This is a genomic window from Micromonospora sp. LHW51205 (genome assembly GCF_003315815.1).
In the GTDB taxonomy this organism is placed as follows: Bacteria; Actinomycetota; Actinomycetes; order Mycobacteriales; family Micromonosporaceae; genus Micromonospora; species Micromonospora chalcea.
The window spans coordinates 584,327-610,929 of record NZ_QMEZ01000001.1 but is presented as its reverse complement, the minus strand read 5'-3'; the positions used below and the strand labels follow the sequence as shown (position 1 = coordinate 610,929).

The 26,603-nt window shown below is 74.0% G+C and carries 26 protein-coding genes; 11 read left to right on the top strand and 15 right to left on the bottom strand.

Annotated elements, in window-relative coordinates:
• Window positions 1-63: 63 nt before the first annotated feature.
• The 4 genes from DQE82_RS02795 to DQE82_RS02780 are packed head-to-tail and all read left to right on the top strand — an operon-like array spanning window position 64 to window position 4,708.
• Window positions 64-777: a hypothetical protein gene (locus DQE82_RS02795; RefSeq protein ID WP_113971921.1), complete on the top strand. Its 714-nt coding sequence runs from the start codon at window positions 64-66 to the stop codon at window positions 775-777.
• Window positions 778-790: 13 nt separating this feature from the next.
• Window positions 791-1,051 carry a hypothetical protein gene (locus DQE82_RS02790; RefSeq protein ID WP_030501893.1) on the top strand — a complete coding sequence of 87 codons (261 nt, stop codon included), beginning with the start codon at window positions 791-793 and terminating at the stop codon, window positions 1,049-1,051.
• On the top strand, window positions 1,048-1,455 hold the full coding sequence (locus DQE82_RS02785; protein WP_030501892.1) for a hypothetical protein: 408 nt from the start codon (window positions 1,048-1,050) through the stop codon (window positions 1,453-1,455). The genes DQE82_RS02790 and DQE82_RS02785 overlap by 4 nt, the downstream gene beginning before the upstream one ends.
• Window positions 1,456-1,498: 43 nt before the next feature.
• Entirely contained in the window at window positions 1,499-4,708 is a 3,210-nt protein-coding gene (locus tag DQE82_RS02780) for an AAA family ATPase (RefSeq protein ID WP_113971920.1), read from the top strand.
• 51 nt (window positions 4,709-4,759) lie between these two features.
• Here the strand turns inward: DQE82_RS02780 and DQE82_RS02775 are convergent, their stop codons facing one another.
• Together DQE82_RS02775 and DQE82_RS02770 are read right to left on the bottom strand one after the other, a co-directional pair.
• Window positions 4,760-5,614 carry an ABC transporter permease gene (locus DQE82_RS02775; protein WP_064446899.1) on the bottom strand — a complete coding sequence of 285 codons (855 nt, stop codon included), beginning with the start codon at window positions 5,612-5,614 and terminating at the stop codon, window positions 4,760-4,762.
• Entirely contained in the window at window positions 5,611-6,624 is a 1,014-nt protein-coding gene (locus DQE82_RS02770) for an ATP-binding cassette domain-containing protein (protein WP_113971919.1), read from the bottom strand. Before DQE82_RS02770 ends, DQE82_RS02775 begins: the two co-directional genes overlap by 4 nt.
• Window positions 6,625-6,977: 353 nt before the next feature.
• Between DQE82_RS02770 and DQE82_RS02765 the strand changes: the two genes are divergently transcribed.
• Window positions 6,978-8,519 carry a carboxypeptidase-like regulatory domain-containing protein gene (locus DQE82_RS02765; RefSeq protein ID WP_147265116.1) on the top strand — a complete coding sequence of 514 codons (1,542 nt, stop codon included), beginning with the start codon at window positions 6,978-6,980 and terminating at the stop codon, window positions 8,517-8,519.
• 80 nt (window positions 8,520-8,599) lie between these two features.
• On the opposite strand, the gene DQE82_RS02760 is transcribed toward DQE82_RS02765, so the two are convergent.
• The 5 genes from DQE82_RS02760 to DQE82_RS30975 form a co-directional block, all read right to left on the bottom strand.
• Window positions 8,600-9,583: an aldo/keto reductase gene (locus DQE82_RS02760; protein ID WP_113971917.1), complete on the bottom strand. Its 984-nt coding sequence runs from the start codon at window positions 9,581-9,583 to the stop codon at window positions 8,600-8,602.
• 108 nt (window positions 9,584-9,691) lie between these two features.
• Entirely contained in the window at window positions 9,692-10,546 is an 855-nt protein-coding gene (locus tag DQE82_RS02755) for an aldo/keto reductase (protein ID WP_043330601.1), read from the bottom strand.
• A gap of 115 nt (window positions 10,547-10,661) precedes the next feature.
• The gene (locus DQE82_RS02750; RefSeq protein ID WP_113971916.1) at window positions 10,662-11,837 is read right to left on the bottom strand and encodes an endonuclease; all 1,176 of its coding nucleotides are present in this window, start codon (window positions 11,835-11,837) and stop codon (window positions 10,662-10,664) included.
• 40 nt (window positions 11,838-11,877) lie between these two features.
• On the bottom strand, window positions 11,878-12,579 hold the full coding sequence (locus tag DQE82_RS02745) for a LysR family substrate-binding domain-containing protein (protein ID WP_233514574.1): 702 nt from the start codon (window positions 12,577-12,579) through the stop codon (window positions 11,878-11,880).
• A 49-nt stretch (window positions 12,580-12,628) separates the two neighbouring features.
• Complete coding sequence (locus DQE82_RS30975; RefSeq protein WP_233514573.1) at window positions 12,629-12,856, bottom strand: LysR family transcriptional regulator; 228 nt, start codon at window positions 12,854-12,856, stop codon at window positions 12,629-12,631.
• 38 nt (window positions 12,857-12,894) lie between these two features.
• On the opposite strand from DQE82_RS30975, the gene DQE82_RS02740 reads away from it, so the two are divergent.
• Together DQE82_RS02740 and DQE82_RS02735 are read left to right on the top strand one after the other, a co-directional pair.
• The gene (locus tag DQE82_RS02740) at window positions 12,895-13,776 is read left to right on the top strand and encodes a serine hydrolase (protein ID WP_113971915.1); all 882 of its coding nucleotides are present in this window, start codon (window positions 12,895-12,897) and stop codon (window positions 13,774-13,776) included.
• Window positions 13,777-13,916: 140 nt separating this feature from the next.
• Window positions 13,917-14,918: an MBL fold metallo-hydrolase gene (locus tag DQE82_RS02735; protein ID WP_113971914.1), complete on the top strand. Its 1,002-nt coding sequence runs from the start codon at window positions 13,917-13,919 to the stop codon at window positions 14,916-14,918.
• Window positions 14,919-14,927: 9 nt separating this feature from the next.
• Here the strand turns inward: DQE82_RS02735 and DQE82_RS02730 are convergent, their stop codons facing one another.
• The 7 genes from DQE82_RS02730 to DQE82_RS02700 form a co-directional block, all read right to left on the bottom strand.
• Window positions 14,928-15,467, bottom strand: coding sequence for a DUF1697 domain-containing protein (locus DQE82_RS02730; RefSeq protein ID WP_113971913.1), 540 nt, complete (start codon window positions 15,465-15,467; stop codon window positions 14,928-14,930).
• Window positions 15,468-15,504: 37 nt separating this feature from the next.
• A complete protein-coding gene (locus DQE82_RS02725; protein ID WP_113972349.1) occupies window positions 15,505-16,248 on the bottom strand; it encodes an FkbM family methyltransferase in 744 nt (247 codons plus the stop codon).
• A gap of 13 nt (window positions 16,249-16,261) precedes the next feature.
• Window positions 16,262-18,031: a sulfatase gene (locus DQE82_RS30620; protein ID WP_158559961.1), complete on the bottom strand. Its 1,770-nt coding sequence runs from the start codon at window positions 18,029-18,031 to the stop codon at window positions 16,262-16,264.
• The gene (locus DQE82_RS02715) at window positions 18,028-18,834 is read right to left on the bottom strand and encodes a CDP-alcohol phosphatidyltransferase family protein (protein WP_205795783.1); all 807 of its coding nucleotides are present in this window, start codon (window positions 18,832-18,834) and stop codon (window positions 18,028-18,030) included. The genes DQE82_RS30620 and DQE82_RS02715 overlap by 4 nt, the downstream gene beginning before the upstream one ends.
• Window positions 18,835-18,987: 153 nt before the next feature.
• Entirely contained in the window at window positions 18,988-19,692 is a 705-nt protein-coding gene (locus DQE82_RS02710) for a hypothetical protein (protein ID WP_113971912.1), read from the bottom strand.
• Between the two features lie 2 nt (window positions 19,693-19,694).
• Window positions 19,695-20,480: an ABC transporter permease gene (locus tag DQE82_RS02705; protein ID WP_113971911.1), complete on the bottom strand. Its 786-nt coding sequence runs from the start codon at window positions 20,478-20,480 to the stop codon at window positions 19,695-19,697.
• Window positions 20,477-21,376 carry an ABC transporter ATP-binding protein gene (locus DQE82_RS02700; RefSeq protein ID WP_069087539.1) on the bottom strand — a complete coding sequence of 300 codons (900 nt, stop codon included), beginning with the start codon at window positions 21,374-21,376 and terminating at the stop codon, window positions 20,477-20,479. Before DQE82_RS02700 ends, DQE82_RS02705 begins: the two co-directional genes overlap by 4 nt.
• A 132-nt stretch (window positions 21,377-21,508) precedes the next feature.
• Here DQE82_RS02700 and DQE82_RS02695 point away from each other — a divergent pair, with 132 nt between their 5' ends.
• The 4 genes from DQE82_RS02695 to DQE82_RS02680 all read left to right on the top strand — a co-directional run bounded on the left by DQE82_RS02695 (window position 21,509) and on the right by DQE82_RS02680 (window position 25,580).
• A complete protein-coding gene (locus DQE82_RS02695) occupies window positions 21,509-22,744 on the top strand; it encodes a sensor histidine kinase (protein WP_043326252.1) in 1,236 nt (411 codons plus the stop codon).
• Window positions 22,720-23,412 carry a response regulator transcription factor gene (locus tag DQE82_RS02690; protein ID WP_282102418.1) on the top strand — a complete coding sequence of 231 codons (693 nt, stop codon included), beginning with the start codon at window positions 22,720-22,722 and terminating at the stop codon, window positions 23,410-23,412. The genes DQE82_RS02695 and DQE82_RS02690 overlap by 25 nt, the downstream gene beginning before the upstream one ends.
• Before the next feature lie 71 nt (window positions 23,413-23,483).
• Window positions 23,484-24,908, top strand: a complete 1,425-nt coding sequence (locus DQE82_RS02685) for a DUF234 domain-containing protein (protein WP_176722750.1) — start codon at window positions 23,484-23,486, stop codon at window positions 24,906-24,908.
• Window positions 24,909-24,995: 87 nt separating this feature from the next.
• Window positions 24,996-25,580, top strand: coding sequence for a hypothetical protein (locus tag DQE82_RS02680; RefSeq protein WP_104114628.1), 585 nt, complete (start codon window positions 24,996-24,998; stop codon window positions 25,578-25,580).
• A 124-nt stretch (window positions 25,581-25,704) separates the two neighbouring features.
• Here DQE82_RS02680 and DQE82_RS02675 read toward each other — a convergent pair whose 3' ends face one another.
• Window positions 25,705-26,484, bottom strand: coding sequence for a D-Ala-D-Ala carboxypeptidase family metallohydrolase (locus DQE82_RS02675; protein ID WP_043326248.1), 780 nt, complete (start codon window positions 26,482-26,484; stop codon window positions 25,705-25,707).
• Between the last annotated feature and the right edge of the window lie 119 nt (window positions 26,485-26,603).

Genomic DNA, 26,603 nt, shown 5'->3' with positions numbered 1-26,603 from the left:
GGTGTTTTTCTGATCGCTTCCGGTCGATAACGTCGGGCCACTGCCGTCGACGAAGGGCCGACGATGAACGACAACGGACACCCGCTCGACCGCCGGCGACTGCTCGCCGGCGCGGCGGCAGCCTCGGCGGTCACAGTGACCGGCCTGGCCGTCGCCTCCACCGGAGCCGCCGCCGCGGCGGCTCCCGCCCGTCCCGCGACACCGCTGATCGCCCGGGACCGCATCGCCACCGCCGCGCTGCGCGCGCCCGACGGCTCCGCGCCCGCGGTCGGCGTCCAGACCGACTTCCACGCCCGGCTCGCCGCCTGGCTCGCCTTCTGGTCGGCGAACTCGCCGCCGGCCTGGAGTACGCCGGTGCACGTGGTCGCCCGGGTCGAGCCGGCCGGCGACGCGCTGGTGCTGCACGCGATCCGGCACCGCCGCGACGACGAGCTGCACGCCGGGTTCGCCGCCGGCCGGCGCGACGCCACCCACCTGGCCACGCTGGCCAGCCTGCACCACCACTTCCCGGACGTGCGGGTCCGGCCGGACGGCACGATCCGGGTCGCCGACGGACCGGCCGGGTTCACCGGCGCGCCGGAGCAGGTCGCCTTCGCGGTCGCGGCCTGCCGCGAACTGTGGGGCGACGCCGCGGCCACCACCGGCCGCTGGGCGGAACACGCCGCCCGGGTGCTCGCCCGCGCCGGGCAACGCACCGACGCCGCCTCGCACGCCGGCTGGGCGGCCTTCACCCGAACCAGCCTGCGTCGCGGGCTGGGCACCGAATCGTACGAGTGACCGGAGGAAGCACATGGCCCGCAACGAGTTCCGCTTCGTGGTCGACGGTGTCGACCTGAGCGCCGAGCAGCAGACGCTGATCGCCGCGGAGATCCAGAAGGCCGGCCTGGCCGCCCTGCGTACCGCCGACGCGAAACTGACGAACCCGCTGACCGTCGGCCACGGCAACATCAAGCTGCGCCCCGAGTGGTACGGGCTCTGGGTCATCGACGGCCCGTTCGCCCAGGACCTCGGGCAGAAGATCAACGACATCGGGTTCTGGATCCAGCGGTGACCGACGCCGCCCGGCCGGCCGGCGCGCCGGAGCGGATGTGCCCGAGCACCCCGGCGTCGAACGCCACGGTGTTCCTGGGCATGATCACTCCGGCGGGCCGGGTGGCCTACGTGACCCCGGCCGTACCGGCCGAGGTGGCGCTCGCCGGGCTCGGCGACTCCGACGAGCCGGTCGAGGCACGGGTCCGGCTCGCCGGTCCGTGTGTCACCTCGTCCTGCGGCTTCTGGACCGGCTCGCACTGCGGGCTGGGCGCGCGGATGGCCGCCTCGTACGCCGAGACCGCCCCGCCCGCCGAGGAGGCGCTGCCGAAGTGCGCCATCCGGCGTACCTGCAGGTGGTTCGCCGAGCAGGGGCCGTCGGCGTGCCCGGCGTGCGCGCACGTGGTGACCGACGCGCGGACCTGATCGCTGTCGTCTTGTCGGACCCCTCGACTAGCGTCGGGAGGTCATGGAGCCGCGGTTCGGCGAGCAGATCATCGGGCGGGAACACCCCGCGGCGCTGTTGCGCGCCGAGGTGGCCCGGCTGACCGCGGGCCACGGCGGCCTCGCCCTGGTCACCGGCGAGCCGGGCATCGGCAAGACCACACTGGTCTCGGCCGCCGCCGACGAGGCCCGCCGAAGCGGCGCGCTCGTGCTCGGCGCCGCGTGCTGGGACTCCGACACCGCCCCCGACTACTGGCCCTGGGTCCAGGTGCTGCGCCGGCTGGCCCGCTTCGCCGACGACCCGTCCGGCGCCCGCGAAGCGGTCGACGCCGGGCTGGCCGCGCTGCTCGGCGAGCGCCCCGCCGGAGAGGGCGACGAAGCGGGGGACGACGGCGACGAGGCGGGGGACGGCGGCCGGGCCGAGTTCGACAGGCACGACGCGGTGACCGCGGCGCTCGTCGCCGTCGCGCAGCACCGGCCGGTCGTGGTGGTCCTCGACGACCTGCACTGGGCCGACCCGGCGTCGGTCCGGCTGCTCCAGTTCGTCACCCGGCACACCTGGTTCGAGCGGCTGCTGTTCGTCGGCACCTACCGGGACGCCGAGGTCGAGTCCGGCGAGCATCCGCTGCGCCCGTTGCTGGTGCCGCTGAGCGCGAAGGCCACCACGGTCACGCTCACCGGCCTCGGCCGGGACGACGTGGCCGCCCTGATGACCCGCACCGCCGGCCGCGAGCCGGGCGCCGACCTGGTCGCCGAGGTGCACCGGCGCACCGGCGGGAACCCGTTCTTCGTCGAGCAGACCGCCCGGCTCTGGCACACCGACGGCCTGACCGACACCATCGCGCCCGGCGTCCGGGAGGTGGTGCGCCGCCGGCTCGCCCAGTTGACCGCCCCGGTCGTCGAGGCGCTCACCGTCGCCGCGGTGCTCGGCCACGAGTTCGACAGGGGGACGGTGGCGGCCTGCGTACCCGCTCCGGTCGCCCAGGTCGACCGCATGCTCGGCCGCGCCGCCGCGGCCCGGCTGGTGCTGCCCCGGGGCGGCGGGCGGTTCGTCTTCGTGCACGACCTGGTCCGCGAGACGCTCTACGACGGGCTCGCCGCGGACGCGCGGCGGGCCCGGCACGCGGGCGTCGTCCGCGCCGTGGACAGGTCTGGCGCGCTCGCCGGCGCGCTCAGCCCCGCCCACCTGGCCCGGCACGCGTGGCTGGCCGGCGCCGAGCTGGACCCGGTACGCGCCGGTGAGCTGCTGGTCACAGCCGCGCGGGACGCGGCCGGCCGGCTCGCCGTGGACGAGTCGGTCCGGCACTACCGGCGGGCGCTCGATCTTCCCGGTGAGCCCGTTCCGCGGGTCCGGCTGCTGCTGGAACTGGCCGGGCTGCTGCACCACATCGGCCCGGCCGAGGAGGTCGAGCGGCTGCTGACCGAGGCCGCCGCGCTGGCCCGGCAGGCCGACGACCCCGGCGTGCTGACCCGGGTGGCGCTCACCGCGCACCGGCGGCACTCGGCCACCCGCCGCCGGCTCGACGCCGACGACCTGGTCCGCGAGGCGTACCGGCGGTTGATCGGCGAGCCGGATCCGCAGCGGTCCGTGCGCAGCCTGGTCACCGACCTGATCACCGCCACCGAGACGCTCGCGAGGCACGGCAGCGACGACGAGGCGCTCACGTTCAGCCTGTGGGCCCGCCACGACACCACCTGGGGGCTCGGGACCGCCGAGGAGCGAGCCCAGGTGACCGCCGAGATCCGGGAGGTGGCCCGCCGCGGCGGCGACCGGGAGACCGAGCTGTGGGCCACCGCGCTGCGCTGGGTCGCGCTGCTGGAACTGGGCGACCCGGGATACCGCCGGGAGCTGGCCTCGTTCGTGGCCGGCGCCCGGCAGGGCGAGGTGCCCCGGCAGCGGATGGCGGCCACCATGGACAGCGGCATCATCGCCGCGTTCCGGGGCGACCTCGCCACCGCCGAGGAGTGCTTCGCCGAGGTGGAGAGGCACCCCGAGCCGGAACACTCCGACCACGCCTTCATGACGCACCACATCCGCTGGTCGGTGCTGCTTCTCTACGGCCGCGTCGCCGAGGCCGAGGCCCTGCTCGACAAGGTGGGCGCCGGCCACCCGCAGGCCGAGCTGCTCCGGGCGATCACCGCCGCCGAACGCGGCGACCCGGCCGCCGTACGCGGGCTCACCGCCGGGATCGAGGCCGCCGGCGCCACGTACCCCCGGTCGGTGTCGCCGCTGTGGCTGCGGCTGCGGGCCCAGGCGGCGGCAGTGGACGGCGACCCGGGCCGGTGCGCCGAGACGCGGGCGGCGCTGACCCCGCACCGGGGACGGTGGATGGCCGCGCTGTTCGGCTGCGACATCGCCGGCCCGGTCGACCTGTGGCTGGCCGCGGTGGACGCGGCCGACGGCCGGTGGGACGACGCGGTCGCCGGTTACACGGCGGCCCGGGACGCCGCCGACCGGCTGGGCGCCCGCCCGTGGTCCGTGCTGGCCCGGGCCGGGCTGGTGGCCGCGCTGACCGGCCGCGACGGGCCGGGCGACGCGGCCGAGGCGCGGCGGCTGCGCGCCGCGACGGCGGCCGAGGCGCGGGCGCTGGGCATGAGACAGGTGCCCGGCCGGCTGGCCGCCGCCCGGGCGGACCCTCCGGCGGTGGCGGTCTCTCCGCTGACCGCTGTTCGCCCGGCGGTGTCCGCTCCGCCGGAGTTCCGCCCGGACGGGCCGGTGTGGCGCCTCGGGTACGGCGGTGTGGTGGTGCACCTACCCGACGCCAAAGGGCTGCACGACCTGCGGCTGCTGTTGAGCCGGCCCGGCACCGACGTGCCCGCCGTCGAGCTGCTCGACCCGGCCGCCGGCCCGGAACTTGTCGCGGCCCGCCGCCTCGGCGCCGACCCGGTGCTGGACGACGAGGCGAAGGCCCGCTACCGCCGGCATCTGCGGCGGCTCGACGACGAGATCGACCGGGCCGCCGTACGCCACGACGAGCGGCGGCTGTCCGCGCTGGACGCCGAGCGCGCCGCGCTGCTCGACCAGCTGCGGACCGCCGCCGGGCTGGCCGGGCGCAGCCGCCGCCTCGGTGACCAGGCCGAACGGGCACGCAAGGCGGTGACCGGGCGGATCCGGGACACGCTGCGCCGCATCGACCAGCGGCATCCGGCGCTCGCCGCCCATCTGCGTGAGTCCGTCACCACCGGCGGCGCCTGCCGCTACCTGCCGCCCGAACCGGTGTCCTGGCGGCTCTGACCTGCCGTACGCCGGGGTGGCGGGTTCGGGTCCCGCCACCCCGGCGGGCGGTCAGTGGCGGTTGTAGCGGTACATGGTCAGCGTGCCGAAGACGGCCACGAAACCGGCGCTCCAGAGCAGCAACCACATCGTGTTCGGGCCGTCCATCGAGCCGGCCATCGCCGCGCGGACCGCGCCGACCAGGTGGGTGATCGGGTTGACCTTGACGAACGCCTGCAGCCAACCGGGCATGGTGGACGGTTCCACGAACACGTTGCTGAGGAACGTCAGCGGGAACAGCGCCATCATGCTGACCCCCATCACCGACTTCTCGCTGCGCAGCACCAGGCCGAAGAACGTCCACACCCAGGAGAACGCGAACGAGAAGACCACGAGCAGCCCGATCCCGGCCAGCACCCCGAGCAGCCCGCCGTCGGGACGGAAGCCGAGCACCAGCCCGACCGAGAGGATGACCACCGCGGCGAGCACGTAGCGCAGCACGTCCCCGAAGATCATCCCGACCAGCGCGGCCGGCCGCCAGACCGGCAGCGTACGGATCCGGTCGAAGACACCCTTCTCGATGTCGTTGTTCAGCCCGACCCCGGTGTACATGGTGATCATCACGACGCTCGTGACCATGATGCCGGGCAGGAAGAACTGCAGGTACGCACGCGGGCTGTCGGCGAGCGCGCCACCGAACAGGTACGTGAACATCAGCACCATGATGATCGGGAACGCGGTCACGTCGAACAGCTGCTCCGGCACGTGCTTGATCTTCAGCAGGGCCCGCCAGCCGAACGTCAGCGACGCGGCGAGCGGACTCGGCCGGGCCGGCCGTTCCGCCGGGGCGAGCACCGTGGCGAGCGCCTCGGCGGACGGTACGTAGACGGACGGCGCGCGCCCGGTGGTGATAGCGGTGTCGCTCATCGCGCCGCCTCCAGCTCGTCGTCCCGCTCGTCCGCCGGGACGGCCGGGTGATCGGTCAGGGCCAGGAAGACCTCGTCCAGGCTGGGCTGGCCGAGGGAGAAGTCGTCCACCACGATGCCGGCGCCGGCCAGCTCACCGAGCGCGCGGGCGGCCTGCGCGCTCGCCTCCAGGTCGGTGCCGTCCTCGCCGACCCGGGCGGTCAGCGCCACCGGGTCCGTGTCGAGCTGCACCGGTACGCCCAGCGCCGCCCGCAGCACCTCCTCGGCCTGGGGCCGCTGCCCCGGATCGCGCAGCCGGATGTGGACGCTGCCGGATCCGACCGACGACTTCAACTCGCCCGGGGTGCCCTCCGCGATCACCCGGCCGTGGTCGACCACCGCGATCCGCCCGGCGAGCTGGTCCGCCTCGTCCAGGTACTGCGTGGTCAGCAGCACAGTGGTGCCGTACGCCACCACCGCCCGCACGATCGCCCACACCTGGTTGCGGCTGCGCGGGTCCAGCCCGGTGGTCGGCTCGTCCAGGAACAGCAGATCCGGGGTGTTGAGGATGCTCGCGGCGATGTCGATGCGCCGCCGCATCCCGCCGGAGTACTTCTTCACCTGCCGCCCGGCGGCCTCGGTCAGCCCGAAGGCGGCGAGCAGCTGGTCGGCGCGGTCCCGGGCGCCGGCCCGGCTCAGCCCGAGCAGCCGCGCCAGCAGAATCAGGTTCTCCGCACCGGTCAGGTCCTCGTCCAGCGAGGCGTACTGGCCGGTCAGGCTTACCCGGGAGCGGACCGCGTCCGCTTCGCGCACGACGTCGTGGCCGAAGACCCGCGCGGTGCCGCCGTCGGGGCGCAGCAGCGTCGCCAGCACCCGTACGGCTGTGGTCTTGCCGGCGCCGTTGGGGCCCAGCACCCCGTACACGGTGCCGGCGGGGACCCGCAGGTCCAGCCCGTCGAGCGCCCGCGTCGTACCGAAGGACCGGACCAGGCCCTCGGCCTCGACGGCCAGGCCGGTGTTCCGGTTACTCATGGATTGCTACCTCTCTCGTCGGTGTCTCGACAGGCGTACGGCGTGCCGCCGGACCGATCGCCTGTTTCAACGAGGCCGGGGAGCTGTGGTGTTGTGCCGGCCTCACCCCTTCGGCGCCAGACGGTCCGCCAGATCCGATCTGGCGGTGGCGATTCCCGGCCGACGGCGGCCCGGTACGGGAGAAAGGCGGGGTTATGACCGTTCCCGCAGCAGTCCGCCGGATGACCGGTCGCGGACAGTGCGCGATCGATCTTCTGCCATATGCTGCGCCGGCATCCGACGCACGGGGGGCGTGTCCTGGTTGTGGTGACGCGGACGCCTCTTGAGCGCATTGAAACCGAGAGGGGTCCACCGTGTCCATCGTCCGAAGAGTGCTCGGCGCACTCGCCGTGGCGGCCCTGGCCGTCACCGCCGCACCCACCGCCGCCGGTGCGGCGGCGGATCCGGCAGGCGTGCTCCACCTGACCGTCACCGGGACCGACGGCAGCCCGGCCGGCGGCAACGTCGCCGTGACCGCAGCCGACAGCAGCTACGACAAGGACCTGCTGCCACTGGATGAGTCCGGGCAGCTCAGCGTGGAGGTGCCGGCCGGCGACTACAAGATCGCCATCACCCCGGTGTACAGCGACGGCCAGGACGACGAGGTGCTCCGGCAGTGGGTGCCGGGCCGGACCAGCTGGGCGCAGGCCGGAACGGTCCGGGTGTCCGCGGGGGACACGACGGAGGTCTCCGAGCGCCTGGTCACGCCCAGCGGGTCGACCCTGCGGGCGCGCGACGCGGTCACCGGCGCCGCGGTCGACGGGGTGTGCGTGTTCCTCGACCCCCGGCGCAATCCGTGCGGCGACACCCAGGTGACCGTCCCGCCGCTGATCCCCGGCCCGCAGGAGGTGTGGGTCTACACCCGGGACGACACCCACCTGCCCCGCTACGCCACGGTGAACGTCCTGCCCGACGGCAGCGGCACCGCCGTGGTCGTCCTGACCCCGGCCGCGAACGTGGTCTCCCGGGTGGTCGACGCGGCGACCGGCGCACCAGTCGCCGGGGCCTGTGTGACGCCGGCGCCCGCCGGTACCGGCGAGCTGCCCGCCAACCCGGGACGGTACTGCTCCGACGCCTCCGGGAACGTCCGCGTCGGCCTGGTCGCGGCCGGCTCCTGGAACCTGTTCGCCCGCCCCGCCGGCGGATCGGCGTACGGCGCGCAGTGGGTCGGCGCGACCGGCGGCACCGGTGACGCGAAGCAGGCCCGGGTGGTCACGCTCCGCGCCGGGCAGACGGTCACCGTGCCGCCGATCCGGCTCGACCGCGCCGGTGTCGTCACCGGCACCGTGACCAGCGCGGCCACCGGCAGGCCGGCGACCTCCGGCGCCGTGACGCTCGCGCCCGAGATGGGCGACTTCCCGGATTGGGGAGTGGAACTGGACGCGCAGGGCCGCTACCGGATCGACTGGCTCGGCCCGTACGGGTGGCCGCTGCTGTTCACCACCGCCGACAACGCCACCCAGTGGTCCGGTGGGTTCGCCCTGCGGGGCAAGGCCGTGCCGGTCACGGTCCGGGCCGGCGCCACCACCGTCTACGACCTTGCCGTACGGCGAGGCGTCCTGGTCACCGGCCGGCTCGTCGATCCGGAGGGCCGCCCGGTGGTCGCCGAGCTGACGGTGCGCAACGCGCGTACCCGTGAGGTCATCGGCCGGACGGCCGACCGCGACGGCGAGTACGCGCTGCGTGTGCTCGGCCCCCAGCCGGTCACCGTGGCGTGGCTGTGGACGCCGCCGTTCGTCAGCTACGCCGGCTGGTTCGACGGCGCGGCCCGCCCGGCCGACGCCACCGAGGTGACCCTGCCGGGCACCGGCACCCTGCGGCTCGACGTCGCTGTCGACCGGTACCCGGCCGGCTGAGCGACACGATCCGGTCGAACGGCACGAGCGGTCGATCGGCACGGGCCGGGTGGCGTGTGAGCCACCCGGCCCGGCGCCGGTCAGCGCGCCGAGTCCAGCCGGGTCCGCTGCTCGGCGGTCAGCTCCAGGTCGACAGCGCCCAGGCTCTCCTCCAGCTGCGCCACCGAGGAGAAGCCGACGAGCGGGATCGACGGGATGTCGCCGCCCATCAGCCAGGCCAGCACCACCTGGTTGACGGTGGCCCCGGTCTCGGCGGCCACCGCCCGCAACGCCTCCAGCCGGGCCGGGGTGGCGGGCACCGCGTACTCCTCGCCGAGCCGTTCCGGCCGGACGTACGCGCCCTTGAGCAGCGGTGAGTACGCGACCAGCGTGAGCTGCGGCTCGGCCCGCAGATAGCTGAGCAGGTCCGGGCCGACCCAGCCGACGTCGCCGTCCCGGTCCAGCTCGCTCGGCACGTCGAGACGCCGGGGCAGGTAGCTGCGGTGGTACTGCAGCACCTCGTACCCGGGCAACCCGGCCGCGGCGGCGAGCGCCCGCGCCCGCTCCACCCGCCAGGCGCGGTGGTTGCTGGCGCCCAGCAGCCCGACGGTGCCCTCCGCGACCAGCTCGGCGAAGCCCTCCACGGTCTCCCGCAGCGCAACCGTGTGGTCCTCGATGTGGGCGTAGAGCAGGTCGATGCGGTCGAGCCCGAGCCGCTCCCGGCTGCGTTCGGCGGACTCGCGGATCACCTTCGCCGACAGCCCTTCGGGGTTGTCCACGTAGCTGGTGCCCGGGGCGAGTGGCCGGGCACCGAGCTTCGTGGCGATGACCACCTCGTCGCCGACCCCGCGGCTGCGCCGCCAGCGGCCGAGCAGTTCCTCGCTCTCGCCACCCTGGCCCCCGTTCTGCCAGAAGGCATAGTTGTCCGAGGTGTCGATGAACGTGCCGCCGGTCTCCACGTAGCGGTCGAGGATGGCGAACGAGGTGGCCTCGTCGGTGGCGGTGCCGAAGAGCATCGCGCCGAGGCTGAGCACGCTGACCTTGCGGCGCGTCGCAGGGTCGGTGCCGATGGTGCGGTAGCGCATGGATTTCCTCCCCGTCGGAGCTTTGCCGGTCACCCTGCCCCTTCGAGTGCGCGCGAAGTCAAACGTCGAAGGGCCCCGGTTCCCCGGGGCCCTTCGGTGTGCGGCGGTTCAGCTCGGGATGTAGTCGAACTCGTCCGGGTTCGGGCCCGTCCGGCCGTCCTCGCCCCGGTCCAGCGAGGTGAGCCGCTCCATCGCGGTGTCGTCGAGCGTGAAGTCGAAGATCGCGAAGTTCTCCTCGATCCGCTTCGGGGTGGTCGACTTCGGGAAGACGATGTCGCCGCGCTGCACGTGCCAGCGCAGCACCACCTGGGCCGGGGTCCGGCCGACCTGCTCGGCCACGTCGACGACCGTCGGGTCGTCGAGCACCGCGCCCTGCGCGATCGGCGACCACGCCTCGGTGAGGATGCCGTGCGCCTTGTCGTACGCCCGCACCTCCTCGTTGCCGAGGTAGGGGTGCGCCTCGATCTGGTTGACCGCCGGCACCACGTCCGCCTCGGCGGCCAGCCGCTCCAGGTGCGCGACCTGGAAGTTGGACACGCCGATCGACCGGACCGTGCCCGCGTCACGCAGCTCCTCCAGCACCTTCCAGGTGGAGACGAAGTCGCCGTCGTAGCGGGTGGGCAGCGGCCAGTGGATCAGGAACAGGTCGAGGTAGTCGAACTTGAGTTCCCGCAGCGTCTGCTCGAACGCCTTGCGGGCGTCGTCCGGGCGGTGGAAGCCGTTGTTCAGCTTGCTGGTCACGAAGACCTCGCCGCGGTCCAGCCCGGAGGCGCGCAGCGCCTGACCCACCTCGGCCTCGTTGCCGTACATCTGGGCGGTGTCGATGTGCCGGTAGCCGATCTCCAGCGCGGTGCCGACCGCCCGGGCGGTGTCCTTCGGTTCGATCTGGAACACGCCGAAACCGAGCTGTGGGATGGAGTTTCCGTCGTTGAGCGCGATGTCCGGAACGCTGTTGGGGGCCATGAAGAGTCTCATCTCCGATCGTGCGGTGCCGGGGCGCGTCCGTGCCGCCCGCCCCGGCCGTGCCAACCGGATGTCTCTACCCGCTCGCCACGCTTCCTCACATCGGGGACGAGCGTCAACCCCAGATCGACCGGGCCCACTCCGGGTGGTCGACGAACGGGTTGCGGTTGCCCTGCCAGCGTTCGTAGATCCGCTGGTTGCGTCGCTGCTCGAAGGCGTCCGGCGGGTCCTGGTCGTTCCAGGCCAGCAGCTTCGACAGCCGCCCGAGCCGGGGCGCGGAGCCGTTCGACACCGAGTCGTTCGGTTCCAGGTCCGGCCAGCCGTCGCCGCCCTCGTACCGGATCGCCATGTACAGGATCATCCGGGCCACGTCGCCCTTCACCGCGTCGCGCGGCTCGAACGAGTCGGCGTCTGTGTAGCAGCCGGGCGCCTCGGCGACCGCGCCGCCGCCGGCGTCGAAGTCCTTGTTGCCGCGCAGCGAGTTGACCGACACGTCCTCCGGCCGCAGGTGGTGCACGTCGGTGCCGGGGCCGGTGGCGGTGCCGAAGTCGCCGTGCGACTTGGCCCAGACGTGCTCCCGGTTCCAGTCGTTCGCACCGCCGCCGTTGCTGGTCTTGCTCTGCGAGCGTCCGCTGTAGAGCAGGATCACGTTCGCCGGGTTGGCCGGGTCCTGGTCGGTGTCCTTGAGCGCGTCCCACACCTGGTCGTAGCTGAGCTTCGTCTGCACCCGGATGATGCCGTGCAGCGCGGTACGCAGCGCCGGCCCGGTCTTGCCGGCCGCGGCCGCGTAGTAGGCGTCGGGCGTGCCGGTCGGCGCCGGGGTCGGGGTCGGGGAAGGGCTCGGCGTGGCCCCGCCGCCGAGGCTCATCGCGCTCGGGTTCTTCAGCCCGCCGTGACTGAAGTACGCGGTCAGCGTGCCGGTCGCGGTCACCTGCCGCCCGCGCAGTGACGGGTTGCCGAGCAGCCCGAAGGTGCTCCGCCAGGCGGCCGTGACCTGCACGTACAGCATCCGGGAGGTGCCGGTCTCGGCGGCCTGGTCGGCGATGGCGATCGCGGTGTCCGCGGTGAAGCCGGAGGTGAGCACCGTGTTGGTGGCGGTGGGCTGGCCGATTACGTAGCCGGTCACGGTGGCGGTCCGGCCGTCCTGCGCGGCGAGGGCCTGCGCCACGGTCAGTGTGGTCGCGGCCGAGGCGGCGCCGGTCACGCCGAGCGGGATCGCGACCGCGACGGCCAGCACGACCGCCGCGATCAGCCGCCCGGATCGCGAGCGGGTGACGCGCTTTATATTCATGATCAGCGATGTTAGTCGGATCGGGGTGAACTGCGGGAGGTCAGCGGGCCAACTTTTCGTCCCGGCCGGCCTCGAACAGCACCGGCCACGGCCGGGCCGCCGGGGCGAGGAGCGCCGGCCCGCCCGGTTCGTCTGGCGCGGTCAGCGTCTCGGTGGCGAGGTGGCCGAACATCGGCGCGGCCGGGTGCGCCGCCCGGATCGGCCAGGCCGCGGAGATCCGCCGGACCAGCGGCGTGCCGGTGATCGGTCGCCAGGCGATACGCGGTTCCCGGCGGGCCAGCGCGGCGGGCTCAACGGCGACCGCGCCGCCGGTGAGCAGCAGACCGAACAGGAACTCCGGGTTGCGCGCGGGGCGGACCCGGGCCGGGGCGAAACCGTGCTGCCGGCACACGGTCAGCAGATGCTCGTGCCAGCCGGGCGCGGTGGCCGGTGGCGCGGTGACCAGGTCCATGCCGGCCAGATCGGCGAGCGCGATCTCCCGCGGCCGGGCCAGCGGCGAGGCCCGGGGCAGCAGCACACCCACAGGTACGTCCACCGGCTCACCGAAGCGCAGCCCGGCCCCGTCGACCGGATGGTGCAGCAGGCCGACGTCCAGCCGCCCGTCCGTGAGCATCCGGTGCTGCTCGGCGCTCGTCAGTTCGTGCAGGTCGAGGGCGAGCCCGGGCGCGCGGGCCGCGAGCGCGTCGAGCAGCGCGCGCAACGTCACGGCCGGGGTCTCCGGGGGTACGCCGGCGCGCAGCACCCCGAGCGCGCCCCGGCGGACCCGCTCGGCGAGGTGACGCAGCCGGCGTTCACCGGCCAGCAGTTTCGTCGGCCTCGCCGAGCAGCAACTGGCCGGCGGTGGTGAGGCCGACCTGGCGCTGTGACCTGTCGAACAGGGTGACGCCCAGCTCCCGCTCCAAACGCTGGATCGACTGGCTCAGCGGCGGCTGTGCCATGCCGAGCGTCTCGGCGGCCCGGCCGAAGTGCAGTTCCCGGGCGACCACCACGAAATGCCGCAGGTGCCGCAGCAGGTCCATCCGGGCACCCTAGCGTCGCCGCTGGTTACCGTGTCGGCGTGGATGTGGCGGAACGGGTCGGGGAGATCTTCGGGCGGGCCGGGGTGCGGGGTTGCCTGCACGTCGTGGACGTGGACGACCCGACCGGCGGTGAGGTGGCGCTGCGCGCCGACGAGCAGATAGTCATCGCCTCCATCTTCAAGATCATGGTGGTGCTGGAGTTCGCCCGGCAGGCAGCCGCCGGCCAGCTCGACCCGACCGAACGGGTGCTTGCCGGTGCCGCCGACCGGCTCGGCGGCTGGGGTGTGGCCGGCTGCGCCGACGACGTGGAGGTCTCCCTGCGCGACCTCGCGTACCTGGCCATGTCGGTGAGTGACAACACGGCGGCCGACCTTCTGCTGCGCCGGGTCGGGGCGGACGTGCTGCCGATGCTGGCCGCGGAGCTGGACCTGCCGCGCACCCGGATCGTCGGCGGCCCCCGGCAACTCGTCGAGACGATGCTCTCCGACGTGGGCGCACGCACCGAGGCGGACTTCGCGCGGATCTTCCCCACCCTGTCGCCCGAACGGGTCCGCGCGATGCGGGTCTTCGACCCCGAGCACACCAGCTCCAGCACCGCCCGGGAGCTGACCCGGCTGCTCCGTCTGGTGTGGCGGGACGAGGCCGGCCCGGCACCCGCGTGCGCCATGGTCCGGGAGTTGATGGCACGGCAGCTCTTCTGGACCCGGCTGGCCGCCGGTTTCCCGCCCGGGGTCCGGGTCGCCGGGAAGACCGGCACCCTGCCGGGACTGCACCTCGAAGCGGGCGTCGCGGAGTATCCCGACGGTCGCAGGTACGCGATAGCGGTGGCGGTACGCGCTGAACGGCTTGCCGCCCGCCGGATCGATGTGGACCTGGCGATGGGGGAGGCGGCCCGGACCGCTGTCGAATCCTTGCGTTGATGCAGGCCGAGCCCTCGGCCTGACCTGCGGTGATATCGGTCCGGATATCGGCTGTTGCGCTCGTCGATCTTGGACATCGGCATCGGCGGGGTGGTGGTCTGGGCCTACCGATCACCGATCCCGAACGGGGAGGACGACACATGCCCGAGAACCAGCCGTCCGGCTACGCCCGCCGTCGACTGCTACGCGACACCGCAGTCGGCGCCGCCGTCGTCACCACCGCCGGACTCGTCGCCGGTGCCCCGGCCCGAGCCGCCGGGCCGAACCCAGTTGCCGCGCCGAGCCGCACCGCCGGCGGCACGCGCCGCCGCGGCGCGGTGAGCTTCCGCTGGTGGGGGACCTCCGGCTGGCGGATCGACATGGGGGACCGGACGGTGCTCGTCGACCCGTACCTGAGCCGGTACGACACCGGGCTGTTCCGGAAGCCGTTCAACCCGGACACCCGGCTGACAGTGGCCGCCGATGTGGTCGACCGGCTCGCCGACCGGGCGGAGAACATCTTCGTCACCCACACCCACTGGGACCACTTCAACGACGTGCCGCACATCGCCGTCCGGACCGGTGCCCGGGTCTTCGGCACGCTCACCGCGTACCACCTCGGCCTGGCGTACGGGCTGCCGACCGGGCAACTGGCCCCGGTCAAGGGCGGCGAGGTGCTCGACTTCGACGGGTACACGGTGGAGGTGGTCGGCTCGCTGCACAGCCGGAATCCCACCTGGTCGATGGCCTTCCCTGGGGTACGGGTCAGCCCGCCGCCCCGCCCGGAGACGATCGCCGACCTGCCCGAGGGCGACACGCTGGCGTACCAGATCCGGATCGACGGCGGACCGTCCGTGTTCTTCATGGGCGCCAGCGACTTCGACGAGCGCAAGCTGAGCGGGCTGGCCCCGGACGTCGCGATGGTCGCCTCCGCCGCCACCACGGCGACCGCCGACTACGTGCCCCGGCTGATGGCCGCGCTGGACCGTCCGAAGGTCGTGGTGCCGGTGCACTGGGACAACTTCGAGACGCCGCTCACCAACCCGCCGACTGTCGCCGACAACGACCGGGAACGTCTGGACGCCCTCGTCGCAGAGGTACGCCGGGTCTCGCCGCGCAGCCGTGTGCTGGTGCCCGAGTACCACGCGGCGTACCGGTTCTGACGGCGTCGCTCAGGCGGCGGTGAGGTCGCGCAGGGCCAGCACCGACCGCCAGTTGCGGGCCGTCGCCACCACACCCAGCTTCTTCTCCAGGTACGCGGCGGTGAACTTCGTCCGTCCGTAGCCGCCGGCCGGGAAGTGCAGGTGCGCCTCCCGGCCGATCACCTCGTACTCCATCGTCTCGCCCGGCGGCACGGCCAGCTCGCGCACCCGCGCGGCGGCGGGCGCGGCCGACAGGAACACCACGAGCACCCGCGTGTGGTCGTCCTGCCGGCCCGCGTACGGGCTCGTGGCGGCCACCGCGGCCAGCTCGTCCCCGTCGCGGACCAGCACCGGCACCCGCAGGCCCAGTTCGTCGCCGAGCCGGTTCGCGATGCCCTCGGCCAGCGTCTCCGGCCGGGCCGGCGGGCTGGTGAAGACCACGTTGCCGCTCTGCAGGTAGGTCTTGACGTCGGTGTGACCGAGGTCGGTGACCACGCGGCGCAGGTCGGCCATGGCCAGCTTGTTGACCCCGACGTTGACGGCCCGCAGCAGAGCGGCGTACCTGGCCATCGGCCCTCCTCGGCTCGTGCTCGGGGCCGACCCTACGTCAGGAGTCCGACAGCCGGGCGTAGACGTCGCCGGAGCGACCGGCCGGGCGGTACGTCTCCAGCAGCCGCACCAGCCCGGCCGCGTCCAGCCAGCTCTCGCTCGCGAACCGCATGGTCTCCACCGGCGAGTAGTTGTAGCGGTACGCGCCCAGCTGTTCCACGAGGTCCAGCGACGCGAGCGCGGCGTCGTGCGCCGGTGGCAGGTACTCGAAGGACAGCCCGCGCACCGGGTGGCTGAGCCCGGACAGCACGTCGACCTCGAAGCCCTCGACGTCGACCTTGCAGAACGCCGGTACGCCGTGCCGCGCCACCAGGTCGTCGAGCGTCACCACCGGCACCTCGACCGACCGGTCCCAGCGGACCCCGGCGAAGCTCGGATCGGCGGTGACCGACTCGATCCAGGACGACGACATGGTGGACACCGTCGGCGTCGCCGACGACAGCTCCAGCCGCGCGCTCCCGGACCGCGCACCGACCGCCGTCGGCTCGATCACCACGTCGGCGTCCCGCCCGAAGCCCAGGCGCAGCACCCGCAGGCAGTCGGGCTGCGGCTCCACCGCGACCACCCGCGCGCCCAGCCGCCGCCAGGTGCGCACCCGGCCGCCGACGTGGGCGCCGATGTCGAAGGCGAGGTCGCCGGGGGAGAGGAACTGCCCGTAGAGCTGCCGGGCACGCCGGTGCTTGGCCGGCTGACCGTGGTAGACGGCCAGGGAACGGGTGATCCCCCAGGCCCGCGCGAGCATCGTCACGACATCCCTAACTGTGAGTGGTGGACTGCGGTCCGAACGCCCGCAGGAAGCGGTCCCGGAACGACTCCATCGGCCAGACCGGGGCCTGCGGGTCCGGGTTGAGCCCGTCCTGCCAGCCCCATCCGGCGATGCGGTCGAGCACTGCCGGGTCCTTCGCGACGACGGTGATCGGCACGTCCTTGCCGGCGTCGTCGCCGGTGATCGTGCGGGCGGGCTGATGGTCGCCGAGGAACACCAGCACCAGGTTCTCGTCACCGTACCGCTGCACGTAGGAGGTGAGCGTGCGCAGCGAGTACACGACGGCCTGCCGGTACGCCTCCCGGGTGCCCTCCGCCGAGCGGTCGGCGTGCGCCGTCCCCTTGTAGACCGAGCCGTCGCCGATGTCGTCCCAGCCGACGAGGGGCGGGACCGGCGTCCAGGGCAGGTGACTGGAGAGCAGCGGGATCTCGGCCATCACGGGGGTGCGCCCGGGGCCGCGCTCGCGGCGTTGGAACTCCGCCAGCGTGTACTGGTCCGGTGGCGAGGAAAAGCTGAACAGCGGCCCCTTGTAGCCGAGTTCCTTTGCCCCGTACAGCGTGTCGGGTTCGAAGAATGCCGCCTCCGGCCACGCCCGGTTCAGCGCCGGCATGACGAGCGCGGTCCGCCAGCCGGCGCGCTTGAACGCGCCGTTGAGGGTCAGGTGGTCGCTGCGTACCAGGTTGGTGTAGCGCAACTGGTTGTCGGTGCGGATGCCGCTCATCAGCGTGGCGTGCGCGAGCCAGCTTCCACCGCCGGTGGTGGACGAGGTGAGGAACGCGCTGCGGCTGCCGTAACCGGCCGCGCGCAACTGCCGGGTCCCCTCGTCGAGGACGGCGTCCACCTCCGGGGCCAGTTCCGGGTCCTCCAGCGCGACCCGGCCGTAGCTCTCCACGAACGTGAACAGCACGTCCTTGCCGCGCAGCGCGGTGAGCATCCGCTCACCCGGCACGTCCCGGAACGGGTCGCCGGCGAGCTGCGTGTTCAGCGTCTCCTTGTCGTTCAGGCCCGCCCGCACCTGCCGGGCGCGATCGAAGACGTCGGCGGCGACGGTGTCCGCGGCGACCGGGAGGCCGGGCACGATCTGCGCGCCGAGCACGGCGCAGACCACCCAGGCGGCGGCGAGCGCGGTGACGGCACGCGTGGTCACCCGGCGGTGGGCCGCCGCGGCGCGGGCCAGCCGCCGCGCCGAGAGCGTCACCAGCACCGGTACGGCGAGCGCCGCGACCACGGCCAGGGCGATCGCGCCCACCTCGGCGGCCCCGCCGTACGACTCGGACAGGAACTCCGCGCCCGCGCCGAGGAACGTCCAGTCGGCGATCAGGTCGAAGCGCCGGTCGAGCACCATCGAGAACCCGAGATCGGTGACCTTGAGCACCAGGATCAGGCCGAGCAGCGCGCCGAGCAGCGTGGCCACCACGCGGCGCGGGCGGGCCGGCAGGACCAGCAGCAGGGCGACGGCGAGCAGCCCTTCCACCGGGATGCGGAGCAACGCCCCGAGGGACAGCAGTTTGACCTCGCTCGGCGCGACCAGGGCCACCAGCACGAGCGCGCCGGCCAGCGCGGTGACCGCCGCGCCGAGCAGCCGCCGGGCGCTCCACGCGCCGACCGCGTCGTTGCCCGGGTCGCTCGTCTCCCTGTCGTTCGGGGTGCGGTCGCCGCTCTCGGCCGAGGCGCCGGCGCTGTCCGGCGTGCTGTCTTCCGTGGACGTGGCGCCGGCCGGGACGTCGTCGCCGTCGGCCGGCCGGGACAGGTCGGTCACCGGCGCCGCCCGCCGACCTCGACGGGCTGGCGCACGATCCGCGTGCCCGGCGTCCACTCGGACCCGTGGCCCGCCGGCGCGGGGGAGACCGGCGCCGCCGGGAGCGCCGGCCGTACGCGGTGCCGCCACAGCCAGCCGACGTCGCGTCCGAACGACTCGACCAGCAGCGCGAGCGCGCCGAGCACCACCGCGAGGGCCAGCGGCCGGGGCAGCACACCGGCCGCCACCACCGTCAGCGCGATGCCCTGCGTGGCGGCGACCACCTTGCGCCAGTAGCGCGGCGGCAGCGAGCCGCGCATCCACGGCAGCACCCAGCCGGCGGCGACGAAGACGTACCGCATCGCGCCGATCACCAGCACCCAGGCGCCCACCTGGTCGGCGACGTACCCGCAGAGGACCAGGACGAGGAAGGAGTCGACCTCCATGTCGAACCGGGCGCCGAGCGCGCTGGTCGTGCCGGTGCGCCGGGCCACCTGCCCGTCGACCCAGTCCAGGGAGAGGGCCACGGCAGCCAGCGCGACCAGCACCGGCACCGCGATCGGGCCGCGGAACGCCTCGACTGTCAACGCGGCCACCCCGCCGGCGAGCGTGGCCCGGGTGAGCGTCACCCAGTCGGCCGGGCCGAGCCGGTCCGCGCCCGAGCGGCGCAGCCCGTATCCGAGCGCCGCGACCATGACCACCCCGAAGAGCAGACCGGCCAGCCAGCCGTACGCGCTCAGGCCGACCGTGCCGGCCAGGGCCGCCAGTACGCCGACCTGGAGTATCGCCCCCGCGAATGGATCAGTTCGAACTGCGGACACCATGCCTCCGAGGTAGACGTCACGTACCACACCTGTGTACGGAGAACATGCCCGAACAGTTCGTTCTGATGCCGGAAACGCGCCAGCGATGTGACTTGTCACGTCCACCGGCGTCGCGGCGGGCACCGCGCGGATCAGGCGCCGGAGCGGAGGCCGTCAGCGCGGCGGCGGTCCGGGGACCAGCCGCCAGTACTGCCGTTTGCCCTCGTCGCGGACCACGACGCCGAGCCGGGCCAGCTCCCCGTGCAGCTCCCGGGTCTCGGCGTCGTGGCCGCCGTCGAGCGCCCGCTGCCGGGCGCGCAGCAGGGCGTCCGCGCCCGGCGGCAGGTCGGGCAGCCCTTCGACCCACCTGCGGTACGCGTCCCGGTGCGGGTCCTGCCCGGTCCACGGCCAGCCCTGCCGGGTGAACGCCTCCCGCAGCCGCTCGGTGTCCAGGTCGGACTTCTCCCGGGCCAGCTCGCCACCGGCGGTGTCCAGCAGCACCAGCGCCGCACCGTCGACGAACACCCCGGCGACGTCGGCGCGGGCCACGTCCCGGCCGTGCCCGTCGCGGTGCAGCCGTACCGTGCGGTGCCCGACCGTGACGGTCAGCCGGTCGCGTACCGCCACCACCGCCAGGGCCAGGCCGCCGAGCAGACCCAGCCCGGCCCCGATCGGGTACGCCCGCTCGTCCGGCCACCTGTCGAGCAGCTCGAACAGGCCCTGGAACGGGAACCAGGGCAGCCCGGCGATCCAGCCGGACAGCGTGGTCAGCCCGGCGCCCAGTCCCGCCCCGAGCAGCGGGAACCCCGCCCAGAACAGCACCAGCTCGCCGCGTCCGCCGTCGACCACGACGTCCTCGCCGGTGTGCCGGGCCACCATGGTCACGACACCTCCCGGCGCAGCGTGCGGACCAGACCGGCGACCAGCGGCAGGAGCACCCAGACGGCGAGCGAGACGCCGAGCCGGCCCCACTGCCCGCCGGTCATCTCGGCGCCGAGCAGCGGCTCCATCGTGTACGACGTGTCGAGCCAGCGGGCCGGCTCCCGCAGCGCGGAGATCATCGCGGCGAGCAGGCTCCACACCGTGGGCAGCAGCAGATAGGTGACGATCGCCAGCGGCGTGTTCAGCAGCAGCAGCCCGAAGGCGGCGCCCATCAGCACGTTCACCACCTGGAACACGGCCGCGTGCGGCAGCAGTTGCCAGTCGAACGTCCAGGCGCCCGCCCCGCCGGTGGCGCCGGCGGCGAGCGTGCCGACCGCGGCGACCGCGAGGCTGACCAGCACCGACGCGAGCGCGGCCAGCACCACGGCGGCGAGCTTGGCGACGATCACCCGTTCCCGGCGGGGCACCAGCGCGAACGTGGTGAGCGCGGTGCGCTGCGACCACTCGCCGGTGATGGAGAGGATGCCGAGCACCGGCAGCAGCAGGCCGACCGGCAGCAGCGACGGGGTGAAGAAGGCGGTGAACGTCTGGTCCGGTGCCTCGACGACGAACAGCTGCACCACCACGATCACGGCCGCGATCAGCCCGATCGTGATCAGCAGCCACCGTCCGGCCCGGGTGTCGGCGAGCTTGCGCAGTTCGACGGCGGTCAGCCGGGCCAGCGTCGGTCCGGCGACGGCGGCTTCGGGACGCGGCGGCGCGGGGTTACGGGTGGCGGTGGTCATCGGACGGCCTCCTTGGTCGACGCGCCGGCGGTGAGGGTGAGGAAGAGCTGTTCGAGGCCGCCGCTGCCGGCCGGGCGCAGCTCGGTGAGGACCAGTCCGGCGTCCGCCGCGGCCTGGCCGACCTGACCCGGCTCGGCCCGGACCACGTAGCCGCCGTCGGTGCCGGCCGTGGCGGGCAGCGCGGCCCGCTCCAGCGTCAGGCGCAGGGCGTGCGCGTCGCGGGCGCGCACCAGCGTGCCGGCGCCGGCCAGCAGCTCGTCCTTGCCGCCCTGGGCGACCACCCGGCCCCCGCCGATCACCACCAGCCGGTCGGCCACCGCCTCCACCTCGCGCAGCAGGTGCGAGGAGAGCAGCACCGTGCCGCCCCGGTCGGCGAAGTCGCGCAGCAGGCCGCGCATCCAGAAGATCCCCTCCGGGTCGAGGCCGTTGGCCGGCTCGTCCAGGATCAGCACCCGGGGGTCACCCAGCAGCGCCAGCGCCAGGCCGAGCCGCTGCCGCATGCCCAGGGAGTACGCCCCGACGCGGCGCCGGGCGGCGGTCTCGTTCAGCCCTACCCGGTCCAGTGCCGCCGCCACCCGCGCCCGGTCCACGCCCATGGTGCGGGCGGCGAGCGTGAGCGCCTCCCGTCCGGTGCGCCCGGCGTGCTGCGCCGAGGCGTCGAGAAGCACGCCGATCTCCCGCCCCGGATTGGGCAGGTCGCGGTAGGGGCGGCCGGCGACCGTGGCGCCGCCGGAGCTGGGCGGCGTCATCCCGCAGATCATCCGCATCGTGGTGGACTTCCCGGCGCCGTTCGGCCCGAGGAAACCGGTCACTGTGCCCGGTTCGCACCGGAACGTGACGTCCGCGACGGCGGTGTGCGGGCCGTACCGCTTGGTGAGCTGGTCGACTTCGATCATGCCGTCGAGCCTGCCGGGGCCACCCGGTCACGCGCTGCGGCCGGCGGTCGGCGTCGCCGTCGACCTCGGTTCACCGCAGTCGTCGACTTTGGTAGCTGGTAGCAGGTCCGGACGGCTTCCTAGCATGGGTGGGTGAGCAGCGCCGTCGTACCCGATCATCCCTGGCTCCTGCCGGGCTCCCTGGTGCCCGCCCGGACCGCCCGGCGGACCCCGCGGGACTGGTTCGTCGACGGCGCGCTGTTCGTGGCCTCGCTGCTCTGGGTGCTCATCGCCCACGGCGACGTCACCAGCGCGAGCCCGGAGTTCGGGCTCAACGCCGGTCCGGCCTGGCTGGAGGAGGTCGACCTGCTGATCGGCCTGTGGATCAGCGGGGCGCTCTGGCTGCGCCGGCGCTGGCCGGTCGGGCTGGCACTGGCCACCGCGCCGCTGGTGTTCTTCTCGGTCACCTCCGGCGTCGCGTTGCTCGTCATCACGTTCACCGTGCTGGTGCACCGGCCACTGCCGGTGGGCCTGGCCCTGGCGGCCTGGAACGTGCTCAGCCTGCCGGTCTACCTCGCCGTCCGGCCCGACCCGACGATGCCGTTCTGGGGTTCGGTGATCTGGACCGCGCTGTTCATCGGCGTGGTGGTGGCGTGGGCGCTGTTCGTCCGGGCCCGCCGCCAGCTGGTGCTGTCCCTGCGCGACCGCGCCGAGCGGGCCGAGGCCGAGCAGCAGCTCCGGCTCGACCAGGCCCGGCAGCTCGAACGCGGCCGGATCGCCCGGGAGATGCACGACGTGCTCGCCCACCGGATCTCCCTGCTCAGCCTGCACGCGGGAGCGCTGGAGTTCCGGCCGGACGCGCCGCCGGAGGAGGTGGCGCGGGCGGCCGGGGTGATCCGGGCCAGCGCGCACGCCGCGCTCCAGGACCTGCGCGAGGTGATCGGCGTGCTGCGGGCCGAGGTCGGCTCCGAGGCCACGCCGGAACGGCCGCAACCCACGCTGGCCGACGTGCCCGCGCTGGTCGCCGAGAGCCGCGACGCCGGGGTACGGGTCGCCGTCGTCGACGAGGTGACCGAGCCGGAGGCGGTGCCCGCGGCGATCGGGCGCAGCGCGTACCGGATCGTGCAGGAGGGGCTGACAAACGCCCGCAAGCACGCGCCCGGCGCGGTGGTGACCGTCCGGCTGGCCGGTGGCCCGGGTGACGGGCTGGTGGTGGAGATCAGCAACCCGTGGCCGGTGGGCAGCCCGGCCACCGCGATCCCGGGCACCGGCACCGGCCTGGTCGGCATCGCCGAGCGGGTCACGCTCGCCGGTGGCCGCCTGGAACACGGGCGGGACGCCGACGGCACGTTCCGGCTGACCGCCTGGCTGCCCTGGGGGGCGCAGTGAGCGCCCCGGTACGGGTACTGATCGTCGACGACGACCCGCTGGTCCGCGGCGCGCTGTCGATGATCCTCGGCGGCGTACCCGACCTCGCGGTGGTCGGCGAGGCCACCGACGGCGCCGAGGTGCCCCAGGCCGTCGCCGCCCACGCCCCGGACGTGGTGCTGATGGACATCCGCATGCCCCGGGTCGACGGCCTGGCCGCCACCGAGGCGCTGCGTGCCACAGCGGAACCGCCCGAGGTGCTGGTGCTCACCACGTTCGACGCGGACGAGCAGGTGCTGCGGGCGCTGCGGGCCGGGGCGAGCGGCTTCCTGCTCAAGGACACCCCGCCGGCCGAGATCGTGGCGGCGGTACGCCGGGTCGCGGCGGGGGAGGCGACGCTGTCCCCGGCGGTGACCCGCAAACTCATCGCGCACGTCACCGGCGCCGCGCCGGTGCCCGGCCCGGACCCGAAGCGGGAACGGGCGGTACGGCTGCTCGACGGGCTCTCCGAACGGGAACGGGAGGTCGCGGTGCTGCTCGGCCGGGGCCGCACCAACGCGGAGATCTCCGCCGAGTTGTTCATGAGCGTGGCGACGGTGAAGGCGTACGTGTCGCGGCTGCTGACGAAGCTCGACCTGAACAACCGTGTGCAGGTGGCCCTGCTGGTCCAGGACGCCGGCCTGGTCTGAGGCACAGACACTCTCATTCGGGATACTATCAGAGATGAGAGTATCCGTCCTGAGAGTATGAGGTGATTGACGTGGCCGGTTTCGTCGGCAGGACGAGGGAGCTGGCCCGGCTCGACGGCATGTTGGCGCGCGTCGAACGCGGCGGCCGGGCGGGGCGCCCGGGACGGGCGCTGCTCATGCGTGGACGCCGACGGGTGGGTAAGTCCCGCCTCGTTGAGGAGTTCGTCGAGCGCGCGGGCGTACCCCACCTCTTCTTCACCGCCTCGGCGCAACCCACCCCCGCCGCCGACCTGCGGCTCTTCGTCGAAGCGGCGGCCGGCTCGACGCTCCCTGGAGCGGGTCTGTTCGCCGGACAGGCGCCGGCCACCTGGGACGCGGCTCTCACCCTCCTCGCCGCCGCGCTGCCCACGGATCAGCCCAGCGTCGTCGTGCTCGACGAGATGCCCTACCTCATCGCCACCGATCCCGGCTTCGAGGGCACCCTCCAGAAGGTCTTCGACCGGGAGCTGTCCCGTCGGCCGGTCCTGCTGATCTGCGTCGGCTCGGACCTGGCGATGATGGAGGCGCTCAACGACTACGGCCGCCCGTTCCACCAGCGCGCGACCGAGATGGTCGTGCCGCCCCTGAGCCCCGGCGACGTGGCCGAGATGCTCCAGTTGCCGCCGGCGGATGCCATCGACGCGTACCTCGTCACCGGTGGCCTGCCGCTCGTCCTCGACGACTGGGCCCCCGGCGAGACCGTGCGCGACTACCTCGCCCAGGCCGTCCCGGACCCCACTTCCGCGCTGCTCGTCAGCGGGGAACGGGCCCTCGCTGCCGAGTTTCCGCCGCAGTCCCAGCCGGGCGTGGTGCTGCGCGCCATCGGCTCCGGGGAGCGCACCTCCTCCTCCATCGCGCGGGCGGCCGGCGGAATCCCGCAGGCGTCGCTGCACCGCGCGCTCCGACTGCTGACCGACAAGCGGGTCGTGGAGGCCGCCCTCCCGCTGTCCACCCGTCCGTCGCGCGAGACCCGCTACGTGGTCGCCGATCCGTATCTCCGCTTCTGGCTCGCCTTCCTCGACCCCTACCTCGCCGAGATCGAGCGCGGCAGAGGGGATCTGACGCTCGCCCGCATCCATTCGTCCTGGACCTCATGGCGAGGGCGTGCGGTCGAGCCGGTGATCCGGGAGTCCCTGCGGCGGCTGCCGCCGGGGAGCCTGCCGTCCGGGACGGCGGAGGTGGGCGGTTACTGGACGCGTACCAACGATCCCGAGATCGACCTGGTCGGCGGCGATCGGAGCCCGGTGGCCAAGCGGATCACGTTCGTGGGCTCGGTCAAGTGGCTGGAGAACGGCGCGTTCGACGGTCACGACCTGGCCCGGCTGCTTCACCACCGCGCCCAGCTACCGGGCGCCGACGACCACACACCGGTCGTCGCGGTGGTGCGCAGTGGCCGTGCGGTCGACGGAGTCACCGCGCTCGGGCCGGCCGAACTGCTCGCCGCGTGGCGGGATTGAACTGCTGCCGTCATCCGGCCGTACCAGTGGTCGAGGATGTGGTGCGGCCGTTCCGCCGCACCGCTGCCGAACTGCGGGAGGCCTGCCGTGCGAGTTGGTGAGCAGTCGACGGATCCCATCGACCAGATCCTGGGCGAGGTGCCGGTACCGGCGCCGTTGACCCCCGAGGACGTCCGCCTCGCGGTCCGGGCGGTGGTGGTGCACGCCGCCGAGGAGTGGCCCGCGGGGCCGAAGTGCCGCAACGACGGTTCGTCGTTTCCCTGCCGGTTGCATCGCTGGGGCCGGCGCGTGCTGGAGACACACGGTCTCAACGACCGCCAGATCGACGCGCTGATCCGGCACGGCAACCCGTTCGTGCACGTGCCCTTCCCGTTCGTGCTGACCGGACCGTCCGGCGCCCGTCCCGCCCCCGGGCAGGCCGCCCGCGGTCAGACGGCGCGACCGGGCGTACCCGGTCAGGTGGCGCGGCCCGGCGTACCCGGTCAGGCCGGCCGTCCCGTGCCCGGACAGCCGGCCCGGTCGGTGCCGGGTCAGGCCGCCCGCCCCGCCGCGGCGCAGGCGGCGCGCGGTGCGGTTCCGCGGGCCGCCGCGCCGCCGGTGCGGCCCGGTCTGCGGCCGGTCGCCGGGCGGTCGGCTCCCACCGCCCGGCCCCGCTGGCCCCGGGCGAGCTGACGCCCGGCGCCCGGTTCCGGTCGCGCCGACGCCCCGTCGCGGAGTGGCGTCGGTCGTGCCGGAGCATGCCGACGGCGGCCCGGACGGGGAGCCCCCACCCCCGGTCCGGGCCGCCGTCACCGCATCACTTGACTCCGCAGTCCGGTGCGGACCAGCCCTTCGTGTTCGACGACTTGTCCCGGTTGTTCTCCCGCCGCGAGTCGACGTGCGTGTGATCGTCGTGGTCCGGGTAGCCGGGGCCGTAGATGCCGCTGAAGCCCCGGCTGCGGGCCGAGCGGGCGATGTCGCAGAGGCTGCGGTGCTTGGCGATCAGGTCGGCCGCGTTGCCGTAGAGGTGCTGGCTGTCCGCGGCGCCGCCGACCTGCCGGTTGCAGGCGATGCTGCGGAACCCGCTGGTCACGTAGAGCGGCTTGTCGCCGAGGCTGCGCCGCAGCGCCTCCAGCTTCCACATGGTGCGCAGCGCGTTCTCCCGGGTGGCCGACGCGGAGAGCGGGCCGCCGGCCCACCCGCCCTTGCCGCAGCCGTTGTCCAGCTCGGCGTAGCTGAAGTGCTTCGGCGTGCAGTCGCTGTCCTTCTGCAGGTCGTAGATCCTGGCGAACGTCTGCGGCCCGGCCACGCCGTCGGCGCGCAGCCCGTACGCGGTCTGGAAGCGCTTGACCGCGGCGGCCGTCTCCGGGCCGTACACGCCGTCGACCCGGACGATGCCGCCGTACGCGGCCCAGCCGGCCACCCGGATCTGGAGCTGCCGGACGTCGTCGCCGGAGCTTCCCTGGGACAGCGTCCGGTTCCAGGTGTAGCAGCCGTCGGCGTGCGCCGGTGGCGCGGCCACGACTGTCGCCACGGCGGCCCCGGGCAGGGCCAGCGCGAACGCGACCGCCGCCCGCTTCAGGGTGTTGACGCGCACAGAGTCCTCCCGATGTCAGAGCGGAACTGGGATCCGACGGGCACATCGACCGGTACGTCCCGTCCCTCTCACCGTGACAGGTACGAGGATTCTTCGTGGTGATTAGCGGAAATTGTTCT